The sequence below is a fragment of the uncultured Nostoc sp. genome, assembly GCF_964245575.1.
Lineage (GTDB): Bacteria > Cyanobacteriota > Cyanobacteriia > Cyanobacteriales > Nostocaceae > Nostoc.
The window spans coordinates 4,401-22,322 of the sequence record NZ_CAXTNP010000128.1 but is presented as its reverse complement, the minus strand read 5'-3'; the positions used below and the strand labels follow the sequence as shown (position 1 = coordinate 22,322).

11 protein-coding genes are annotated in these 17,922 nt (G+C 42.6%); 6 read left to right on the top strand and 5 right to left on the bottom strand.

What is annotated here, in order from left to right; genetic code table 11:
* Positions 1 to 509: 509 nt before the first annotated feature.
* Entirely contained in the window at positions 510 to 1,313 is an 804-nt protein-coding gene (locus tag ACFFAP_RS20425; RefSeq protein WP_375512919.1) for a hypothetical protein, read from the top strand.
* 493 nt (positions 1,314 to 1,806) lie between these two features.
* Here ACFFAP_RS20425 and ACFFAP_RS20420 read toward each other — a convergent pair whose 3' ends face one another.
* The gene (locus ACFFAP_RS20420; protein ID WP_375512918.1) at positions 1,807 to 2,601 is read right to left on the bottom strand and encodes a hypothetical protein; all 795 of its coding nucleotides are present in this window, start codon (positions 2,599 to 2,601) and stop codon (positions 1,807 to 1,809) included.
* A gap of 320 nt (positions 2,602 to 2,921) precedes the next feature.
* On the opposite strand from ACFFAP_RS20420, the gene ACFFAP_RS20415 reads away from it, so the two are divergent.
* The 5 genes from ACFFAP_RS20415 to bcsA all read left to right on the top strand — a co-directional run bounded on the left by ACFFAP_RS20415 (position 2,922) and on the right by bcsA (position 13,613).
* A complete protein-coding gene (locus ACFFAP_RS20415; RefSeq protein WP_375512917.1) occupies positions 2,922 to 4,685 on the top strand; it encodes a porin in 1,764 nt (587 codons plus the stop codon).
* Complete coding sequence (locus ACFFAP_RS20410; RefSeq protein ID WP_375512916.1) at positions 4,682 to 7,039, top strand: tetratricopeptide repeat protein; 2,358 nt, start codon at positions 4,682 to 4,684, stop codon at positions 7,037 to 7,039. Before ACFFAP_RS20415 ends, ACFFAP_RS20410 begins: the two co-directional genes overlap by 4 nt.
* A 143-nt stretch (positions 7,040 to 7,182) precedes the next feature.
* Positions 7,183 to 8,421 carry a glycosyl hydrolase family 8 gene (locus tag ACFFAP_RS20405; RefSeq protein WP_375512915.1) on the top strand — a complete coding sequence of 413 codons (1,239 nt, stop codon included), beginning with the start codon at positions 7,183 to 7,185 and terminating at the stop codon, positions 8,419 to 8,421.
* 182 nt (positions 8,422 to 8,603) lie between these two features.
* Positions 8,604 to 10,943: a cellulose biosynthesis cyclic di-GMP-binding regulatory protein BcsB gene (locus ACFFAP_RS20400; RefSeq protein ID WP_375512914.1), complete on the top strand. Its 2,340-nt coding sequence runs from the start codon at positions 8,604 to 8,606 to the stop codon at positions 10,941 to 10,943.
* A 57-nt stretch (positions 10,944 to 11,000) separates the two neighbouring features.
* Positions 11,001 to 13,613 carry a UDP-forming cellulose synthase catalytic subunit gene (gene bcsA / locus ACFFAP_RS20395; protein ID WP_375512913.1) on the top strand — a complete coding sequence of 871 codons (2,613 nt, stop codon included), beginning with the start codon at positions 11,001 to 11,003 and terminating at the stop codon, positions 13,611 to 13,613.
* A gap of 194 nt (positions 13,614 to 13,807) precedes the next feature.
* On the opposite strand, the gene ACFFAP_RS20390 is transcribed toward bcsA, so the two are convergent.
* The 4 genes from ACFFAP_RS20390 to ACFFAP_RS20375 form a co-directional block, all read right to left on the bottom strand.
* Positions 13,808 to 14,491, bottom strand: coding sequence for a Crp/Fnr family transcriptional regulator (locus ACFFAP_RS20390; protein WP_375512912.1), 684 nt, complete (start codon positions 14,489 to 14,491; stop codon positions 13,808 to 13,810).
* A gap of 471 nt (positions 14,492 to 14,962) precedes the next feature.
* Positions 14,963 to 16,150 carry a HetZ-related protein 2 gene (locus ACFFAP_RS20385; RefSeq protein WP_375512911.1) on the bottom strand — a complete coding sequence of 396 codons (1,188 nt, stop codon included), beginning with the start codon at positions 16,148 to 16,150 and terminating at the stop codon, positions 14,963 to 14,965.
* 1,040 nt (positions 16,151 to 17,190) lie between these two features.
* On the bottom strand, positions 17,191 to 17,538 hold the full coding sequence (locus ACFFAP_RS20380; RefSeq protein ID WP_375512910.1) for a carbon dioxide-concentrating mechanism protein CcmK: 348 nt from the start codon (positions 17,536 to 17,538) through the stop codon (positions 17,191 to 17,193).
* 82 nt (positions 17,539 to 17,620) lie between these two features.
* Positions 17,621 to 17,922, bottom strand: a 302-nt coding sequence (locus ACFFAP_RS20375; RefSeq protein WP_375512909.1) for a BMC domain-containing protein, incomplete at its 5' end; no start/stop codon positions are given.

Sequence of the window (17,922 nt, the reverse complement as noted above, 5' to 3'; positions counted from 1 at the left end):
CCGCAAAAAAATCTGTATTTTTTTTTATAAATAAAGAATCTTTATAGTATTTTTACGTAAAAAGGATTTTTATAAATATTATTCTTAGCCGACGATAAATGTTCGTAGACAGTTTTTTGTATTACTTAATTAACCTTCTATGCATCTGATCATCTTAGTAAGATTAGAGCAATATTTAGCTACTATTGTTTCTGTATCTGCAAAAATTGGATAGTGGAAGTCAAGAACGCTAAAATCTTTGCCTGATAATACGTATAAACTTCTATCTATGTTTTGCATTTCCCTATATATAATTTGTGGGAGTTGCTTAATTTACAATAAGTTTACGAAATTTACTGAGTTCTTCATCAGTTTTCTATTGAAAATATCTCTTATAGAGAATAATTTAGATATTAAGGCAGTACACACATTGAGTCACCGCAAAAACTCTATACAAGCTAGAAGTTATAAGCGGTAATTAAATCTGCTGCAATCTACCCATAGTTTTTTTTTTACAAAAGCTTCTGAATATGACACTTTCTGCGCTGCAAAAATTTTTACTACCACCTGTGATCGCTTCTCTAAGTGTATTTTCTTTAATGTCATTTCCCCTTGCGACACTAGGCGATAAACAAATTGCTATCAAATTCCAAGAAGAACCTATTTTTTATGGCAAGCTTAGAGATATTGCTATCCCTTACGTAGTTTTTGCAACAGCACTTAGTATAGGGTCTGGAATTTCAGCACTCGCTTTCTGTGGTTGGCGAAATTCTTCTTCCAAATCAGCGAAAATTCAGCAGGAATTATCTAATCTAGAACAACACCTACAGCAAAAAGAGACATTACTAAAAGAATGGCAAGTTTCCGAGCCTCGACTGCAAATTTCTGGATTGAGCGCTTTTTTAGATGACGAGGCAGCTTTTGACCAAGCTCTCATCTCAAAAAACTCTGCAATAACTGCATCTCAACCTATTGGAGTGCAAACCCCGACGCAGATGCACGGACAGCCAGTAAATCCTGTACCAAAGGTTGCAACTCAAAAAAATACCACTACCACTATCAGAGAGATTGCTGCTACTTCTGCGTTTGCATCTGCCCAAACTTTCCTTGGCTATGCTCAAGAAAATCCCAACAGTATCAAAGAAATTACTGCTGGTGAAGTGAATAAAACAGCAATTATGCCATCAGAATTTGAAGAGTTGCAAAAACAAATTAAAGAGATGATGCTACAGATGCAAGCAATGCAGGAGAATTTGCAACTAACGTCTCAAGCAACAAATGTTGAGGTAGAATCCCCAGCTAAATTTCAGATTTACTATAATACTGTCCTTTAAAATCTACTCAAATTAATGCCCACTGAATTGGTGGTTATTGGGTAATTAATATCTGGATGCCAGCACTCATATTGAGGCTGGTATTCCAGTTTTTATCTATCAAAAAGAGAGCGATGGAATGCTACAGTACCCCGTCCTCAATCAAGTAGGAAGTAGGGTAGGGGTACATAGACAGGATTATTTTATGGATTTGATGCCCATCTTATAGCTTTTCCTAATCAAATGAGGTACTTCAGAGCAAGCTCTCGAAGAGCCTACGGTGTACACACAAGCTATCTGATTACCCAAAAGTCCTCCAAAACTTCACCCTGTCTTATCTTTAATCCCTCTCCTTACTAAGGAGAGGGAAAGGTTTTACGTAGTAAAACCAGGGTGAGGTATCTCAGGGGTTATGAGACTTAACCGTAAATTGCACTTGTGTGTACACCGTAGCTCGAAGAGCGGGGAGGAAGGTGGGGTTCAGTACCTACTCAACTAAGAACCGCTATAATTCTCACCTGAGAAACTCTGAAGGAGCCAGATAGGCATTCGTTTGCCTATTTTTAATCGGTGGAGGTAAGGTACTTTTAGAAGCTATGGATTGCGGCGGGATTTGATATCGGTTTCCCCAACCACCATTCAAGTCTTCCGGTTGCTGACGAGGTGGTATCGTTTTCCCCGTAGGTAGGGGTACTGTTAAGGTTTGGCTAACTTGTAAATATTTTTCACCTTCATTAGTAAAGCGAATCAACTTGCTTTCAAGCTTTTCAAGCTGTTGATTTTCTGACTTCAACTTTTGAGAGTTTTGATTATCTGGCTGTTCCGACTGAGTAGCAGGATCGAAAATAGCTATAAATGTAACGCCACCTTCTGGAAACAATCGTATTTGTGCTGGATTTGCTTGCCAGACTTCTTGGAAACTACCATCGGGTGAAACTTGCCATAGATTCAGTGCAGCCTCCCATTGTCCCTGTTTCACTTCCACAATTTGACGAGCCAGAATTGAACGGTTAATGTTTGTGTATGAATTCAGTAAAGCTTCTGTTTCTCCTGATACTGGACGCAAATAACGCACAGCGGCCACTGTAATCTTGCTAGACTCGGGCAGATTCGTACTACCGACAACATTGTATACACCTTTACTTGATATAGGTTGTACATCTCCAATTTTCATCTCTACCTTTTCTTGTGCTTTTTGAACACAGCCGTAACTGGCAACTAAAAGCATTAGGCAAATGGCTGCCTGGAGATTAGGACGATAAAAGGCTTTAAATTTGGTCGAAATAGTCTTTAAATCAATATTTTTCATGAAAAAAAGCAGATTGGTTGGTTTAATTCCCAATAACTCAGATTTTTACCTATTATGCCCAATTTATTTTTGAAAATAACAAATTTTATCGACTCTTAATCAATTAATTTAAAATAGGAAATTTTATTCAACCTAGTGGTTAATACTCATTTACTTTGCTAAAGTAGCGACATTGAATAATCTAAATATGTAGTTGTTACCCAACTAGGTTGATGAGGCAAACAGTACTCGATTGTTATAAATTTACTTTTCCAAGCCAGTACCACAAGGTTTATCCACTGCTTTGTACTGTCGCTGTCTCGATTTGCTGGGTACTGGCAGTGAGCGAAAAATCTTCAGCTCAAGTCAACCCATCTCAGCTAAAGACTATTGACTACGAATTGGGTTTAGCAGAAGCGCTACCAGTGCCTAAATTACCCGTGAATAAGAGTCAATCTCAGTCAGGGTCGCAAACATTGCCTTCTGCACGCGTAACGACTGGTGTAGCAGTTGCACCGCTCGCTAATCCAGTGTTGAAAGTTGTGGAACCCAAACCAGTCAATGATCTCCAACAAATGGAGAGTGTCTTTATTCAGCAGCAGGTAACTGGAAAAGCCCCGGCAGCAGCACGTAGTTCTGTTGCACCACGAGTGGCAGCAGGTGGGGACACTTCTGACCTTAATTTAGGATTGCAGGGACAGATGAACGGCTCAGAGCCACCAAGTAGTTCAGCCCCACTGCCACCACTCACCAACTTGCCTGCAACGCCAGAATCAACTGCACCAGCAGCACCAACTTTTAATCAACTACTCAGTTCTCAAACGGCTCCCCTGTCGCCACTTCCCAACTCGGCTGCAACGCAAGAATTCACTGCACCAGGAGTAGCACCAACTTTTAATCAACTACTCAGTTCTCAAACAGCCCCCCTGCCACCACTTCCCAACTTGCCTGCAACCCCAGAATCAACTGCACCAGGAGCAGCACCAACTTTTAATCAACAATTACTCAATCCACAGACAACACCATCAGTCCTTAGTACGACTCCTACTCCAAGCACAGCAGTGCCAGTTACCCCATCGATAACTACTCAACAACGCCGCCAGCTCACTAGCAGTAGTTTAAGGGAACCCTCTTTACAATTCCAAGGAGTTTATATTAACCAAGGTGGCGACACCACAGCGCGGGCGAGAGTCAGTGGAGTCTATCCACTGTCTCCTCAAGCTTTGATTGGGGCAACCCTGGACTTAACAAGCCAAGGCAGCAACCGCAACTTGGATGACTCCCGAAACGATGGTTTGAACATCAACGAGCTTTATTTGGCGACTTCACTAGCAGGAGTACCTAATCTGCGATTTGTAATCGGTCAAATAGATTTAACATCTTATTTTGATCGCAACAGCTTTGCTAAAGATGGAGCTAGTCAATTCTTTAATCCGGTGTTTCAAACTAACCCAGCACTGGCGGCGACAGGGATTAGTTCACGCACTGGTTTGTTAACCGATTGGAGTATCACCGACAATATTGAAGCGAAAGCGGCAGTCTTTTCATCAGCAGACAAAATCGGTGACTTTTCTTTAGATGGATTTGCTGGTGAAATCGGCGTCCGTTACGGCAATGCAATTATTCGTGGTACTTATGCCAGCGATCGCGACGCTGGTGTAAATGATAGCTTCCTTGAAAGCTATAGCATTGCCAGAGGTAACAATCAATTTGGCACTGATAAAAACGATCGCGAAGAAGCATACGGTCTCAACGCCGAAGTCTTTATTCCCAATCTGAAATTAGGTTTGTTTGGGCGCTATGGTCACTACGAAAACCGCACTTTAGGAGAGGGTGCAAATACTTACGTCTTGGGAGCTAGTTTTGTGGATCTGTTTACCCCAGATGACCGGGTAGGAATAGCTTATGGACGCGCTCTATCTAACGAGCAGCTACGTCGTGGAGATCGTCCCGATGTATTAGAAATGTTCTATGATTTTAAATTTCTTGACAATCTACGGCTAGGCTTGTCGGTTCAAGCGCGTGATGATTTCTCAGAAACAGTTTTCGGTATCAGAGTGAAATCAGAATTTGGTATCACTCCCAGAGGGAGAATTACTCAATGAGTCAAAACAATATAGATAAAAGGCAAAAGGGAAAAGCTAAAAAAATTAAATATCGTTCTGTTTTTACTTGTTCATTTTTCCTTTTTACTTGCTGGCTAACTGTGCCACCTTTGGGCTGCATTGCCCCTGCTCAAGCACAGAGCTTATCAACATCGGCACAAAAGGGTTTTGCATTCTTAAAAAAAGGCTTAATTAATGATGCGATCGCAGCCTTCCAGCAAGCCCTCAAAACTCAACCCCAATCTTCCCAAGTTAGGTTAGGATTAGCGATCGCTTATCGCAAAGCCGGACGTATTCCCGAAGCTTGGAGTGCTTATCAACAAGTACTGGCGGCAGACTCCAACAATCAACTAGCTTTAAAGACAGTTGGTATATTAGCTACTTATCGTCCTGAGTGGAACTTAAAAGGAATTGAGACTCTGACAACTTTATTAGAGTTAAATCCTAACGACTCAGAAGCTCGTCATTACCGTGCTCTACTCTACTCTTATCAAGGGCGATTAAGCGAGTCCCTGGCAGACTACCAAATTGTGCTGAACAACAACCCCACGCCAAAGGCAGTCGTTGATGCAGCTCAAACTTATAGTTACAGTGGGGATTTTCCTAAAGCACTGGAGTTGTTTAACCGCTACCGCACCACTGGCAAAGCCATTACAGATTATGCAGCACTAGCCTACGGTCGCACCTTACGAGAAACAGGCAATCCTGGAGGGGCAGTAGAGGTGTTAGAAGCGCAGTTGCAGCGCTCTAATAAACTTAACGAGATGGGGTTTGAAACCCGTAAAGAACTAGCTGTAGCATATCTTGCCAATCAACAACAAGCTCAAGCGTTGGCGGTTTTAGATGTATTACAGGGAAGGCCAGATGCGATTTTGCCCTTAGCGCGATCGCTCAATGAAATTCGCAAGTACACCAATAACCCCACCCTCACCCAGCAAGTTTTCAATCTCTACCGTCAAGCACTCCAAACCGATCCCAACCCTTCCCCCAAACTACTGCGCGAAGTCGCTGATGTCTTTACTGGGTTCCCCGAAGGACGACAAACAGCGCTGCAACTGTATCGGCGGGTGGCGTTAGAATTTCCCAACGATCAAAGTTTGGTGGTGCAGCAATTAGCTTTAGAAAATCAGCTAGGTTTACTCGGTAAAAATGACTTGAAACAGCGTTTGGCTACTGCAATACAATCAGTGCCGAGCGATCGCGTGCAGTTACAACAGCTAGCTAATGCTTTAGTGAACATTGATGTTCCCGACCCAGAATTTTTACCTGTGTACCAAAATCTTTTACAAATGGGGGTGAACGTACCGTTTTTGAATTTCCGGGTGGCGCAAATGTATGTGCAGCGCCAAGATTTGAATGGTGCAAGGCAAGCTTTGGCAGCTTACACAGCTACCCCCGCAGGTGCTAAAGACCTCGCACCCCAATTACTAGCAGCAGAAATTGAGCGTCGTGAGGGTAGTCTTGAAGCTAGCGCTCAACGTTACCAAGCTGTGCTTGCTAGCAAGCCAAATAATAGCGATATTATTGATGCTGCTTTGGGCGGACTGGCTGGAGTGCGACTGCAACAAAAGCGTTTTGATGAGGCTGTGACAGTTTATGACCAATTGATAGCCCGCAATCCTCAAAATTTGTCGATTCAACTAGGGCGTGCTAGTATCGCCTATCAAGCCAAGCGGATCTCCCAACCAGAAGCAGAGGCAGTTCTCAACAATTGGTTAGCTACACAACCTGCAACCAATACTCCTCCAGAACTATACAGTTTGCTAGGAACGCTGCCTACTGATCCGCAAAAAGAAGCTTTATATACTTATCTGCTAGAAGTTGACCCTACTTCCATACCACTACAACTGCGCCTATTACAGGTGATAGCAAAACGCAATCCTGCCCAAGCACAAGCGCGGATGAAGCAGTTGATTGCCCGTATTCCCAACACTTCTGACTCATACCAGTTGCAGGCAGAGTTGGCTCGATCTGTAGGTGATTTGAATTTGGCTAGCAGTACCTATCAGAATATTTTGGCGCAGCAACCAGATAACATCGATGCCCTAGCAGCTTTGGGCGGAATTCGCTTTGAACAGCGCCGCTTTGAATCGGCACAGGAGATTTATGCTCAAGTGTTGGCACAAAAACCGGAAGACAAAGGCACACGCCGCGCCCTTGCTGGATTGAATGCAATTTTAGATCAGCCTTTGACAGCACTGGCACAGCTAGAACAACTGCAATTAGAAACAGCCGCAGAAGGAGGAAACGATAGCGATGCATCTCGGCAAATACAGCAAATCCAAACAGACTTTCTGCTACGACGAGGATTTCAACCCCCTTGGGAAGATTATCAACGTCGAAACAGAAATTAGCGATCGCTTAACTTTCTTTATGAAACTTAATTTTCAACAACTAGAAGGGAACAATAAGGATAGGGAGATGGCACTGTTGTCCTCTTCTTATCAGCTAATCTTTTACAAATCAAATTATTCTTAGGATGTGGCACTTCCAAAGAGTGGCAGCTATTGCCAGCCTGATTGGTCTCTCTGCCTGTGTCTCTAGTTACTGGGCAGCAAATCCCAAAACGCCGGATGAGCAAACTCCGGTGGCAAACGTCCCCACTGAAGGTAGTAGTCAAAATCTCACTGGATTATTAGCTGATCTTCCTAAATCCACCCCTAACCGGGAATTACTAGCCCAAAGTTGGGATAGCTACCGCCAAAGATTTATTCAGTCAGATGGGCGGGTAATTGATTACGAAGCAAGCGATCGCTCGACTAGTGAAGGTCAAGCCTATGCTTTGCTAAGAGCAGTACTAATTAATGATCCGACAACTTTTGCCCTGACTTTAAACTGGTCGGAAAATAACCTCCAACGCCAAGCATCTGGTAAACGCACAGATAGTTTGTGGGCTTGGAAGTGGGGACGAAAGGAAGATGGTAACTGGGGTGTTATCGACAGCAACTTTGCTAGTGATGGAGATATAGATGCGATTACTGCCCTGGTTTTAGCATCACGACGTTGGAATAAACCCGAATACTTGGAACTGGCAAAACTCAAACTGCAAGATTTGTGGAACTTGTCCACAATCTCAAAAACCAAAGGTGAGCGCTATCTGTTACCAGGGCCTGTAGCTGCATTTGTCCCAGATGCATCTACCGTTTACCTGAATCCCTCTTATTTTGCACCCTATGCTTTTCGTATCTTTGCACAAGTTGACCCCCAACATGATTGGTTGAGTTTGGTAGACAGCAGCTATCAAGTGCTAGAGAATTCCGCAAAGCTTTCTAGCGTAGGTTTACCCAGTGATTGGGTAGCTCTAAATACCAAAACAGGACAATATCAAACCCTACCAGCATCTAGCACTCTGAAGAGTTTGTATAGTTTTGATTCCTATCGAGTCTGGTGGCGTTTGTCGTTGGATGCTAGCTGGTTCAACTCACCCCAAGCACATAGCTATCTAGTGACATCCACTCAGTACCTGCAAAAACTGTGGAGTAGACAATCGATACCAGCACGTATTGATCTCCAAGGGAAACCATTAGTGGATTACGAAGCTACATCCCAATACGCTATGTTGTATGCCGCCATGCAGTTAGTGGAACCAGCGATCGCTCAAGAATTGCTTGTGAAAAAAATACTGCCTCAATACAAGCAGGGAATTTGGGGAGACCAATCTGCTTATTACACCCAGAATTTAGCTTGGTTAGGATTGCTACCTCCAAAGACAATTCCCCAGCAATTGCTTAAATGAGATTCTCTGACGCTGAGTTAGGGCACAAGCTTCCCAACTAACTTTTACTCCCGACAGATTGACTCCCGTTGATTTTTTAAAAAAATCTGATCGGATGATTTTAAAGTTCTAAAAGCAACAAAACATCTGTGCTTTTTACATAAATAAAATTCAGTAAATTTACACTAAAATCACGCTCTACCATGAAGCAATTGTTTCATCTTTCCCAAATTAGTAAAAAAGCAATTATTGTTACTTCTTGCTTTTTTTTGTTTCCTAGTTCATTATTGAGCGCTCAAGCTCAAACTAAAGGTGATTTGCAACAAGAAGTAACTTTATTAGCTCAAGCAACGACATCAGAAAATACTAGTAAAGCAGACTTAAAAGCTCCTAGTGCTAAGAACCTGGCAACTTACACCCTAGAATTTAATCGTAGTCCGATTGTAGGCAACCGGATGCGCTTGCGCGGAGTTTACTCAGAAGGTCGTCTTGCTTTTACCCGTCCTCGTGGCTGGAAACTAGATCAAGGTAAGGTACAAGCTTTAATCCGTTTTCAACATTCACCAGCACTATATGCCAATCGCTCTAACCTGACCGTGCTATTAAATGGCATCAGCGTTGGTAGCGTACCACTCAATCGCAAAGAGTCCCAAGTAGGTCAAGTACTGTTCAATATTCCACCAAAGCTGCTGCAAGACTACAACGAACTCACATTAGTAGCACAGCAGAATAACAGCCTCGAATGTAGCGATTCTAGTAGCCCCGACTTGTGGACAGAGATTCTGCCAGATTCCAAATTAATCTTTAACTATGAACGGCAGCCGATTCCCCTGAATTTCAGCCGCTATCCTTATCCTTTCTTTGACGAATTCGGCTTAGAAACTAACCAAATTGCTTATTTGCAACCGAGTCAAGTTGATCAATCCTGGTTGACAGCAGCAGCTCGCTTACAAGCGGCATTGGGAAGAATCGCGGATTTTCGCCCGATTCAGACGAACGTGGTGTCTGATGTCGCAAATGTGAAGGCAAATGATCGCTTGGTAATCATTGGTACTCCCAACGAGCAACCGACCTTAAATACTTGGAAGAATTTGCCCCTGAAAGTCGTCAGCAATCAAATTCTTGATCGTGATAATAACCCCGTACCAGATGAAACAGGGGTGTTAATTATAACTAAAGCTGAAAAGAGCGGGGTTCCGGTTTTAATTGCTACTGGCAACAGTACAAAAGCTGTGGAAAAGGCAACCCAATTTTTATCACAGCCAGACTTGCGGAAAATGGGTACTGGTCAGGTGGTTTTTGTCGATACCCTCAAGGAAGCTTCGACACCAGGACTCCGCCAATGGCCTCATTATTTGCCAGAACAAAATTCTTTTAAACTGGGCGACATCAAAACCCAAGTAAATGGTGAGCCGTTTAGTGATGTGACTGTACGTGGAATCGGAGCGCCGCCAGTTGAAATTGATTTTCGGGCTTTACCAGATGATAGATTTCTGCGGGGTAGTTCGATGAATCTGGTATACAGCTACGGCCCACAGGTTAATCCGCGAACTTCGGCGATCGAAGTTTTACTGGATGGAGTTTTCATTGGTGGGGCACGTCTTGATTCTGAGTCGGGAGAAACTCGCAAAAACCTCAAAGTCAATTTGCCAGAAAACTTGATCAAACCCAACTCGAAACTGCAAGTTTTCTTGCGGATGAATCCGAGAGAACCGTTTGACAAACAAAACTGTCTTCAGCCACCAGATCAACAACTGACAGGTACGGTGCATTCTGATACTAGCTTCGACCTGAAGCGGGAAATCTCTACACAACTACCAGACTTGAACCTGCTGAAATTTGGTTTCCCCTTTGCTGCACCACAGGATTTGTCCCAGACAGCGATCGTCGTGCCACAAATCCCCTCGAAGACAGATGTGTTGACCTTGTTAGCTTTTAGCGAACGCTTGGGAAGGCTCAGTCAAGCAGATGCTGTCAAACTAAATGTTTATACACCGGATGCTTTGCCAACAAAAGTCCGCAAAAATGACCATTTGGTAGGAATTGGAACGCGAGAAGACTTTCCTTTTCCCGAAGTATTTAATTCCACTGGCTTCAACTTGAGTCAGGCATATTCCCGCTCCTCAGCTAATGCTGTGGTTCAGACTCCGCAGGATACACAAGGGATGATTAAGCAAATTATCTCTCCTTGGAATAGCGATCGCGTCGTTCTAGCTTTAACATCTCAAACCGAAACTGGTTTAGAGCGAGTGCGACAAGTCCTCAATCAAGATCCGTGGTTCTTCCAACTCAAGAAGGATACGGTGCTAATTAGTAGCGATCAAAAAGACCCAGTTTCCTATGATGCTGATGCCTATCAACTACAGTTTTTCCAAAGTGCCCCAAACACTCGTCGCTGGGAAAATACCACTATCCTCAGTAAAGCATCACGCTTTTTACAAGAAAATTGGCTATTACTACCTGTAGGCATTTTCACTGTGTCTCTAATTCTTTACGGGATTCTTCAGTTGTATCTTAAGCGCTTGACTGCTGATAAAAAGTAGACACTTTCGGTCAGGTATCGCCAATCTTAAATTTAAATTTCAAAATTTAGATCCACAATGTCTTCTTCCCCACATACATCGCCCCGGAAATCACGCGATCGCCAGCGCTTAAAATTGAGCAATTGGTTGATTGATATTACCCCTAGATTTTTTGACCGCACTCTCCAAAAAGTGGGTGTGAAACAGTTTAAGTGGTTTATCCTGCTGCTATTGGTGCTTTCAGTGCCACTGATTATTACTCCGATAGAAGTTTGGCAGCAGGGATTGGTAGCATTGTTTCTTGTCCTACTCGGTCAAGTAGTCATACACGCTGAGTTTCAAGAGTCTTCTTCAGAAATCAGCCACTATTACCATTTGTTTATGCTGTGGCTGAGTATGGTAACAACGCTGCGTTATTTATACTACCGCACCAGCTACACCCTCAACTTTGATGGTTGGCTTAACAGCATCGCTTGTGTATTCTTGTTCGCAGCCGAACTTTATGCCATCCTCACCTTGATACTGGCATACTTTCAAACCCTGAAAATTCAAGAACGCCAACCAGTTAATCTGACAAACATTCCTCAACAGGAATGGTTCAAAGTTGATATCTACATCCCCACTTACAACGAAGATGTGGAGATTGTTCGCAAAACTGCTGTGGCAGCCTTAGCCTGTGATTATGCTCCTGATAAAAAAAAGGTTTATGTCCTTGATGATGGTCGTCCAGAAAAGTATAAAGAGAACGACCCACGCCGAGAACAGTTTAGCAAAAGACGGGAACAGCTACGGCAAATGTGCCAAGAACTCGGCTGTATACACATGACGCGGAACAATAACGACCACGCTAAGGCTGGTAATATCAATACCGCCTTTTACAAAACCGACGGCGATTTAGTGTTGATTTTGGACTGCGACCACATCCCATCGCGGCAAATTCTCTTGCATACAATGGGTTTTTTCTTCGATCCCAAAGTATCGTTTGTCCAAACTCCCCACTGGTTCTATAACCCCGATCCCTTCGAGCGTAATTTGCTCACCAAAGGTAGAATACCCGCAGGCAATGAACTGTTTTATAAGGTACTACAAAAAGGTAATGATTTTTGGAATGCCGCCTTTTTCTGCGGTTCGGCAGCATTAATCCGTAAATCTCACGCTTTAGAAGTTGGGGGAATTGCAGTGGAAACTGTGACAGAAGATTGCCACACTGCTTTGCGATTGCATTCGCTGGGTTACAAGTCTGTCTATTACGACAAAATTATGGTGGCTGGTTTAGCGCCAGAAACGTTTTCTTCTTACGTAGGACAACAAGTACGTTGGGCCAGGGGGATGGCGCAGATTCTGCGATTAGAAAACCCTATTTTTAATCCGAAGCTGAACCTAACATTTGCACAACGGATTTGTTACTTTAGCGCGACTTCGCACTTTTTGTATGGCTATCCCCGTCTAATATATGCGATCGCTCCCACACTCTTTTTATTATTTGGCGTTAACTCTGTCCAAGGTTTGGGTTTAGAAACTCTAGCTTACGCCCTACCCCATATTCTCCTCTCCCTTTTTACTAACTACATCATTTACAAAAACGTCCGTTTCTCCTTCTGGAATGAAATTTTTGAATTTGCGATGGCTTTCCAGGCTGGCTGGGTGACGATGTTAGCGCTGTTTAATCCAAAGCTGGGTTCATTTAACGTTACCGACAAAGGAACGTCTATAACCAAACGCACCTTTGATTGGGAATCGATGCGTGGTCTTTTAGTGGTGACAGCACTTGTAGTCTCTTCCTTGCTAGCTGTTCCTTATTGGCTGCTGCTACATCCTGAAGATTGGCAAGCGGTCTTAGTCAACACCATGTGGTCTGTTTTTAATCTGGTTTTGCTGATAGCTGCTTTGCTGGTTGGCTTTGAACAACCACAAGTACGTACTGCCCACCGTTTACAGCGTCGCCTCCCCATCTTAATTACCAGTAACGGTCAAACAATCATGGGCAAAACGGTAAATGTTTCAGAAACTGGGGCATTAATTTCTTTGGAAACTTGGCCCAATTTACTGGATGAAGTGGAAGTTGAGGTGATGGGAGATTATACTGCTAGCGCCTCTTTAACAGCGCAGATTGTCCGAGTCTCTCCTATTAATGACACAGAAACGCTTTTGGCTGTTGATTTCGTAAAGCTCAACGATGCCCAACGCGATGCTTTAACTCTAGTTTTGTATTCTGATGTCCGGGAGTGGTATTCTCAAAAGGGCCAGTATGTAGACCGACCCTTTGCTTCCCTTGGATTCTTAGCCACAAGTCTGACTCGGGCCTTGCGTGACGTGAAACAAACTAGCCGTAAAAAGGTACGCAAGCAGGTAAATAGCTATAGCCGACTCTACTGGGATGGTAACTTCTTCTTTGCAGTAGCCACAGAATTAGGAACAACGGGTTTGCGCTTGGAAATAGAGGATACAAAAGCCGTGTCTTCTCACAAAATGATAGGACAACAGGATTTGCACACGATGCGAACTGTTAAACCATTAGTTGGTTTACTGTTGAATGAGGATGAGGATAACCTTTCATCTAACCGATTTGTTGCCGAAATTCACGCAGTAGAAGAACAGACAAATGGCAAGATTGCACTCGAATTAGTTTTTCCAGAAAAATTCAAAGAACGTCAAGACACAAAAATTAAACAACTGTTGGAGGTTCTGTAGCAGAAGTACTTGACTAGATTTTGACCAGCGCAAGCTCCATTTAAGTTCAGATGTTGCTTGCGCTTGGGAGTCTTTTAAATTGCAAAAGTAAATACAATTTTTGTGGGGTAGGCAGCACTCAGTCGAACGCTGCCTACCCCACAATAAATAATTGAATATTTTTTGATTTAGAAGTTCCTAATAACCTTTAACAATCACACTTTACCAGCCAAGTTCATCAACTGTTTGAAGTTTACGAGATAAATGATGTTGTTGGTGCTGTCAATTTTGATCCACCCTTTATCATGCAGCTTTTCCATAATTTTGGTGGTTTCTTCAACACCAATTTCTGTTACCTCTGCTAAATCTTTGAAGGGAATGTTAAAAATTTCCTTTCCAAAATTCGATTCTTGACCATAGCTTTCGCCTAAAGTCACTAGGGTATAGGCGAGTTTGACTGCTGGTGGTGAAGACCGCATTTGTAAGCGCAAATTAATTTGCCGCAATCGCCGCACCATAAGTTGTAACATCCGGTGATGTAACTGCGGGTCTTTGAACAAGATTTGAATAAAACGCTCTCTAGATACACTCAGCAAATTCACGGCTGAAAGGGCAATGACATCGGTTGAGCGTGGAGATTCATCCAAAATTGCCATTTCTCCAAAAAAATCACCCCTACCAAAAATTGCCAGAGCTACTGAATCTTCCCCGACGGTACGTCGGATTTTGACCCAACCTGAAACTACGAAGTAAACGGCGTTACCCCAGGCATCTTCCATCACAACGGCTCGCCCAGATGGGTATTCATGTTCAATTGCAACGTTGAGCAGCCATTCCAAAGTCTGGGGGGTGGCTGTACTCATTAAGGGGAAAAGTTCACTAAAAACCTCAGTCTGCATGAAATATTTATAAAAAATGGATTCAAGAGCAGGAAACTAACTTTGTCACTATAAATTTGTTTAAACCGTAATCTTATTTAGAATACAGCAGCAAAATCTCTATCTATTTGAGTTGAACTCTAAGCTTGATCAGTCTAGAGTTCCATTACAACATAACAATTATGTATAAAATTGGAATCAGCGATTTCACTTACAGAACTATGATTTGAGGTTTAATCAATTAATTAAAATTTTAGTTGTGGATATAAAGCTTACTAGTATAAAAAATATATCGAGCGGAAATAGCCACGAGACATAACGCGTCCAAGATTAATCCCATGCTTTTAAGCGTGGTTCCTTCTGCCTTCTGCATTCTGAAGTTCTACTCTAGTAACTGAGGCATGAGGGGATGAACTTGCTATGAATTCTCCCCTGCTCGCCATCTCCTAGTTTGGTACACCACCTTAATTGAGCAACTAAATGCCTCACAGGCTACTCCTGACTTCTTAAAGATTGGGCAGCAAGATAGACTTTTGTCCATTCACCTAGCACTTGATGGGTTTTGAGTTTTAACTGTTGGCCTATTGCTTCTATTGAGTTACCTGCTCTGCGTAAATCTAGAATCTGCCGCCCTAGAGGAGTCAATTTTTCATCAAGTTGCTGCCATTGATTTTGGGTTAAACCTAAGTTATGTTCTTGCAAGGAAATTGAAAGCCAATTGTCTACTAGCTCTGGTTTACCTTTGAGGGCAAAAACACGCACAGCGTGGTAACTAATTTTTTCTCGCAGACGGTATACTTCTTTAGTTGGCTTATTTAATTTGTGGGCGATCTCTTCCTGGGATTTACCTTGTAAATACAGTCGTAGCCACTCCACTGCGTCTGTTCCCAGATTTTCTTGTAAATAATTTTCAAATTCTTTTTGTACTGACTGACGCAGGACTTGTTGTTCCTCTAGCTGTTGTGCTTCTTGATATTCTGCGATCGCCTGACTATCGACTAAGTTAACTCGATTGTCACTGTCGTCTGTAAGAACTTCTTCTGACACCAGTCTAATTAAGTCACGGCCCGGTACTTGGGTTAAGCCACCGCGCTGAGTGCGACGCAAGTAATTTACAAACCGATAAGCTAATAGGGGTTGATTGCGTACTGGCCGTAGACAATATTCTTCTACACTGGCAAATAGCAGAGCATCCCCCAATCGTCTATCAGTTGTATATTTGGCAATATCAGCCATTTGCTGTTGCATCTGGCTATCGCTTTGCAGTAATTCTTGGAGTACTTCTTGCAACACATCCATGACGCTACGCTGGCGATCGCGGCTTAGGGCAACCCAAGTCTGAATTTTATTCCGTAATGTTACTAAACTCCCCAATCGCGTTATCAAGTTACGATAAGCACGTTCTCGCCCTAGCCCCAAATAGCGTTGACGTAAAATTCTCCAGCGATATTCCATCGCTTGCTTGGCGATATCGAGTTCTTTAGGGTTAAACAGATCAAACCGTTTGGAGTCAGATCCCAACAGCCAGAGAATAATGCTTTGCCTCGCAGCTTCATTTTGGTCTGGACATTCCGCAGCCAAGCGCTTTCGCCAATCTAGAGCCAGTTGTTCCACATCTGTTGTCATAGTGAGATTGCGTTCCTCGAAACTCAATTTTGAAGTTTGCATCACAACCCCCATTCGTCCCACCTAATTGTTTAACAGGCAACTTGCCCGGATTTCATGAGTCTCATGAAAATAGCTTAGTGATTCCACTTTTATTACGTCTTAATTCACTAGAATTATGCAGAAATTTCTATATTGATATTTTGCTGACAATTCAAAAATGCCCCAAATCCATACCTATGAAGCTTTTGGGGCTATTTTTTAATTTCACCTTTTTGTAAAGTTATGTTTTTTAATTGAGAATAGAAATCTGTTTACAGTGGTGGGGATAAACCTTTGCACGAGATGGGTTGAGGAAATCTGAACATTTTATAACCGAGCCGAGGAATGAATCTAATTTAACTCAATGTCCGGCGTAATTTCACCCGTATAAGTTTCAATACTCTACAAGCCCTTACGTAGAAAAATACTTAGTTAAATCCCAATACCCTTGGTGTTGGTGATATTTCGCCCCGGAAGATCACCCCAAGACTGCGCTGGCTACCTTTAAAATGGCCTTAATTCCCTCCTTTTTAAGGAGTGTTAGGAAGGATCAAGCCCTAACTGAATCCTCTTAAGTCAAATTTATTTATATATTTTTTTTTCAGTGTATATACGTAAGTAAGAGTTTAATAGGATCTTTAGTAAGCCCTTATATAGAACCTCAAATAAATTCTTGGATAAATACTATCGCTATAGCGTGGAATCAGACCCAGTGTTCCACATGGCGATGTCTACGACGGGCTACGCCTACGCTATTCTGGATAGTAGGAATTGATAGGTAAATTTATCCTTTCTAAATTAGCTTCAACCACAACTGTGCCTCTAACATTGGCAAGTTATTCTTAAAAGTTGTACATTTCCAAAAATGAATAGTCAACAGCCAATATTAATTTTGACTATTGACTTTGACTGTTGCTTTCCCTCTGCTTCAAAATTCAACTTATGCAAAATCTAAAAACAGAAAAGTTTGTAGTTCTCTAAAGTTTTGATAGTCAGAAGTCTGACAAGAAACTTCTCTTTAAATTCATTTCTGGGGAATTTTTTGTTTTGAATTCCCCCGCAGGAGGGTGAATCTATCGACTATTTGATCTAACAATGGGATTTTCTACAGATTCTCGATACTTTTGGACTTGTTCTGTGTAAGCAATTGGCAGAACAGCTTCAACGTTTTCATGAGGACGAGCAATAATCACCCAAGATTCCAGGGTACCGCCATAAACATTTTCAGCAGCTTCAATACCAGCAGCCATCGCTGTCTTTACCTCAGAAACATCGCCACGAATATTGACTGTAAAGCGAGCACTACCTACTCTGATATAACCAACGAGGGTGACTCGACCAGCTTTTAGCATAGCATCTGCTGCTGCTAGCACCGCAGGAAAACCTTTCGTTTCAAGTGCTCCAATTGCCTGTAATGACATTATTAATCTCCTGTATGAATAAACGCCGGGGCTACAAATTAATTGTACGAAGCTTCGCTACAGATGTTGATAGCAAAATTGCTTAGAACATGCGGAAAGGTTCTGATTCTTCAGTGAAATGGATTGGTAATATAGTTTCCACATTTTCCGGGGGATTGGGAACGATGTAGTAGGTAATTACTGTACCAACCTTTACTTGCTCTCCAGCTGCGATTCCGGCTTCAACAGCTCTATTTACTTCAGAAACGTGTCCCCGGACAGCGACTAACAAACGAGCGCTTTCTGCTTGACCATAATACACAATTGTGACTGCGGCAGCTTTGACCATTGCATCTGCTGCTGCTAAGACACTAGGAAAACCTAAAGTTTCAATTACGCCAACGG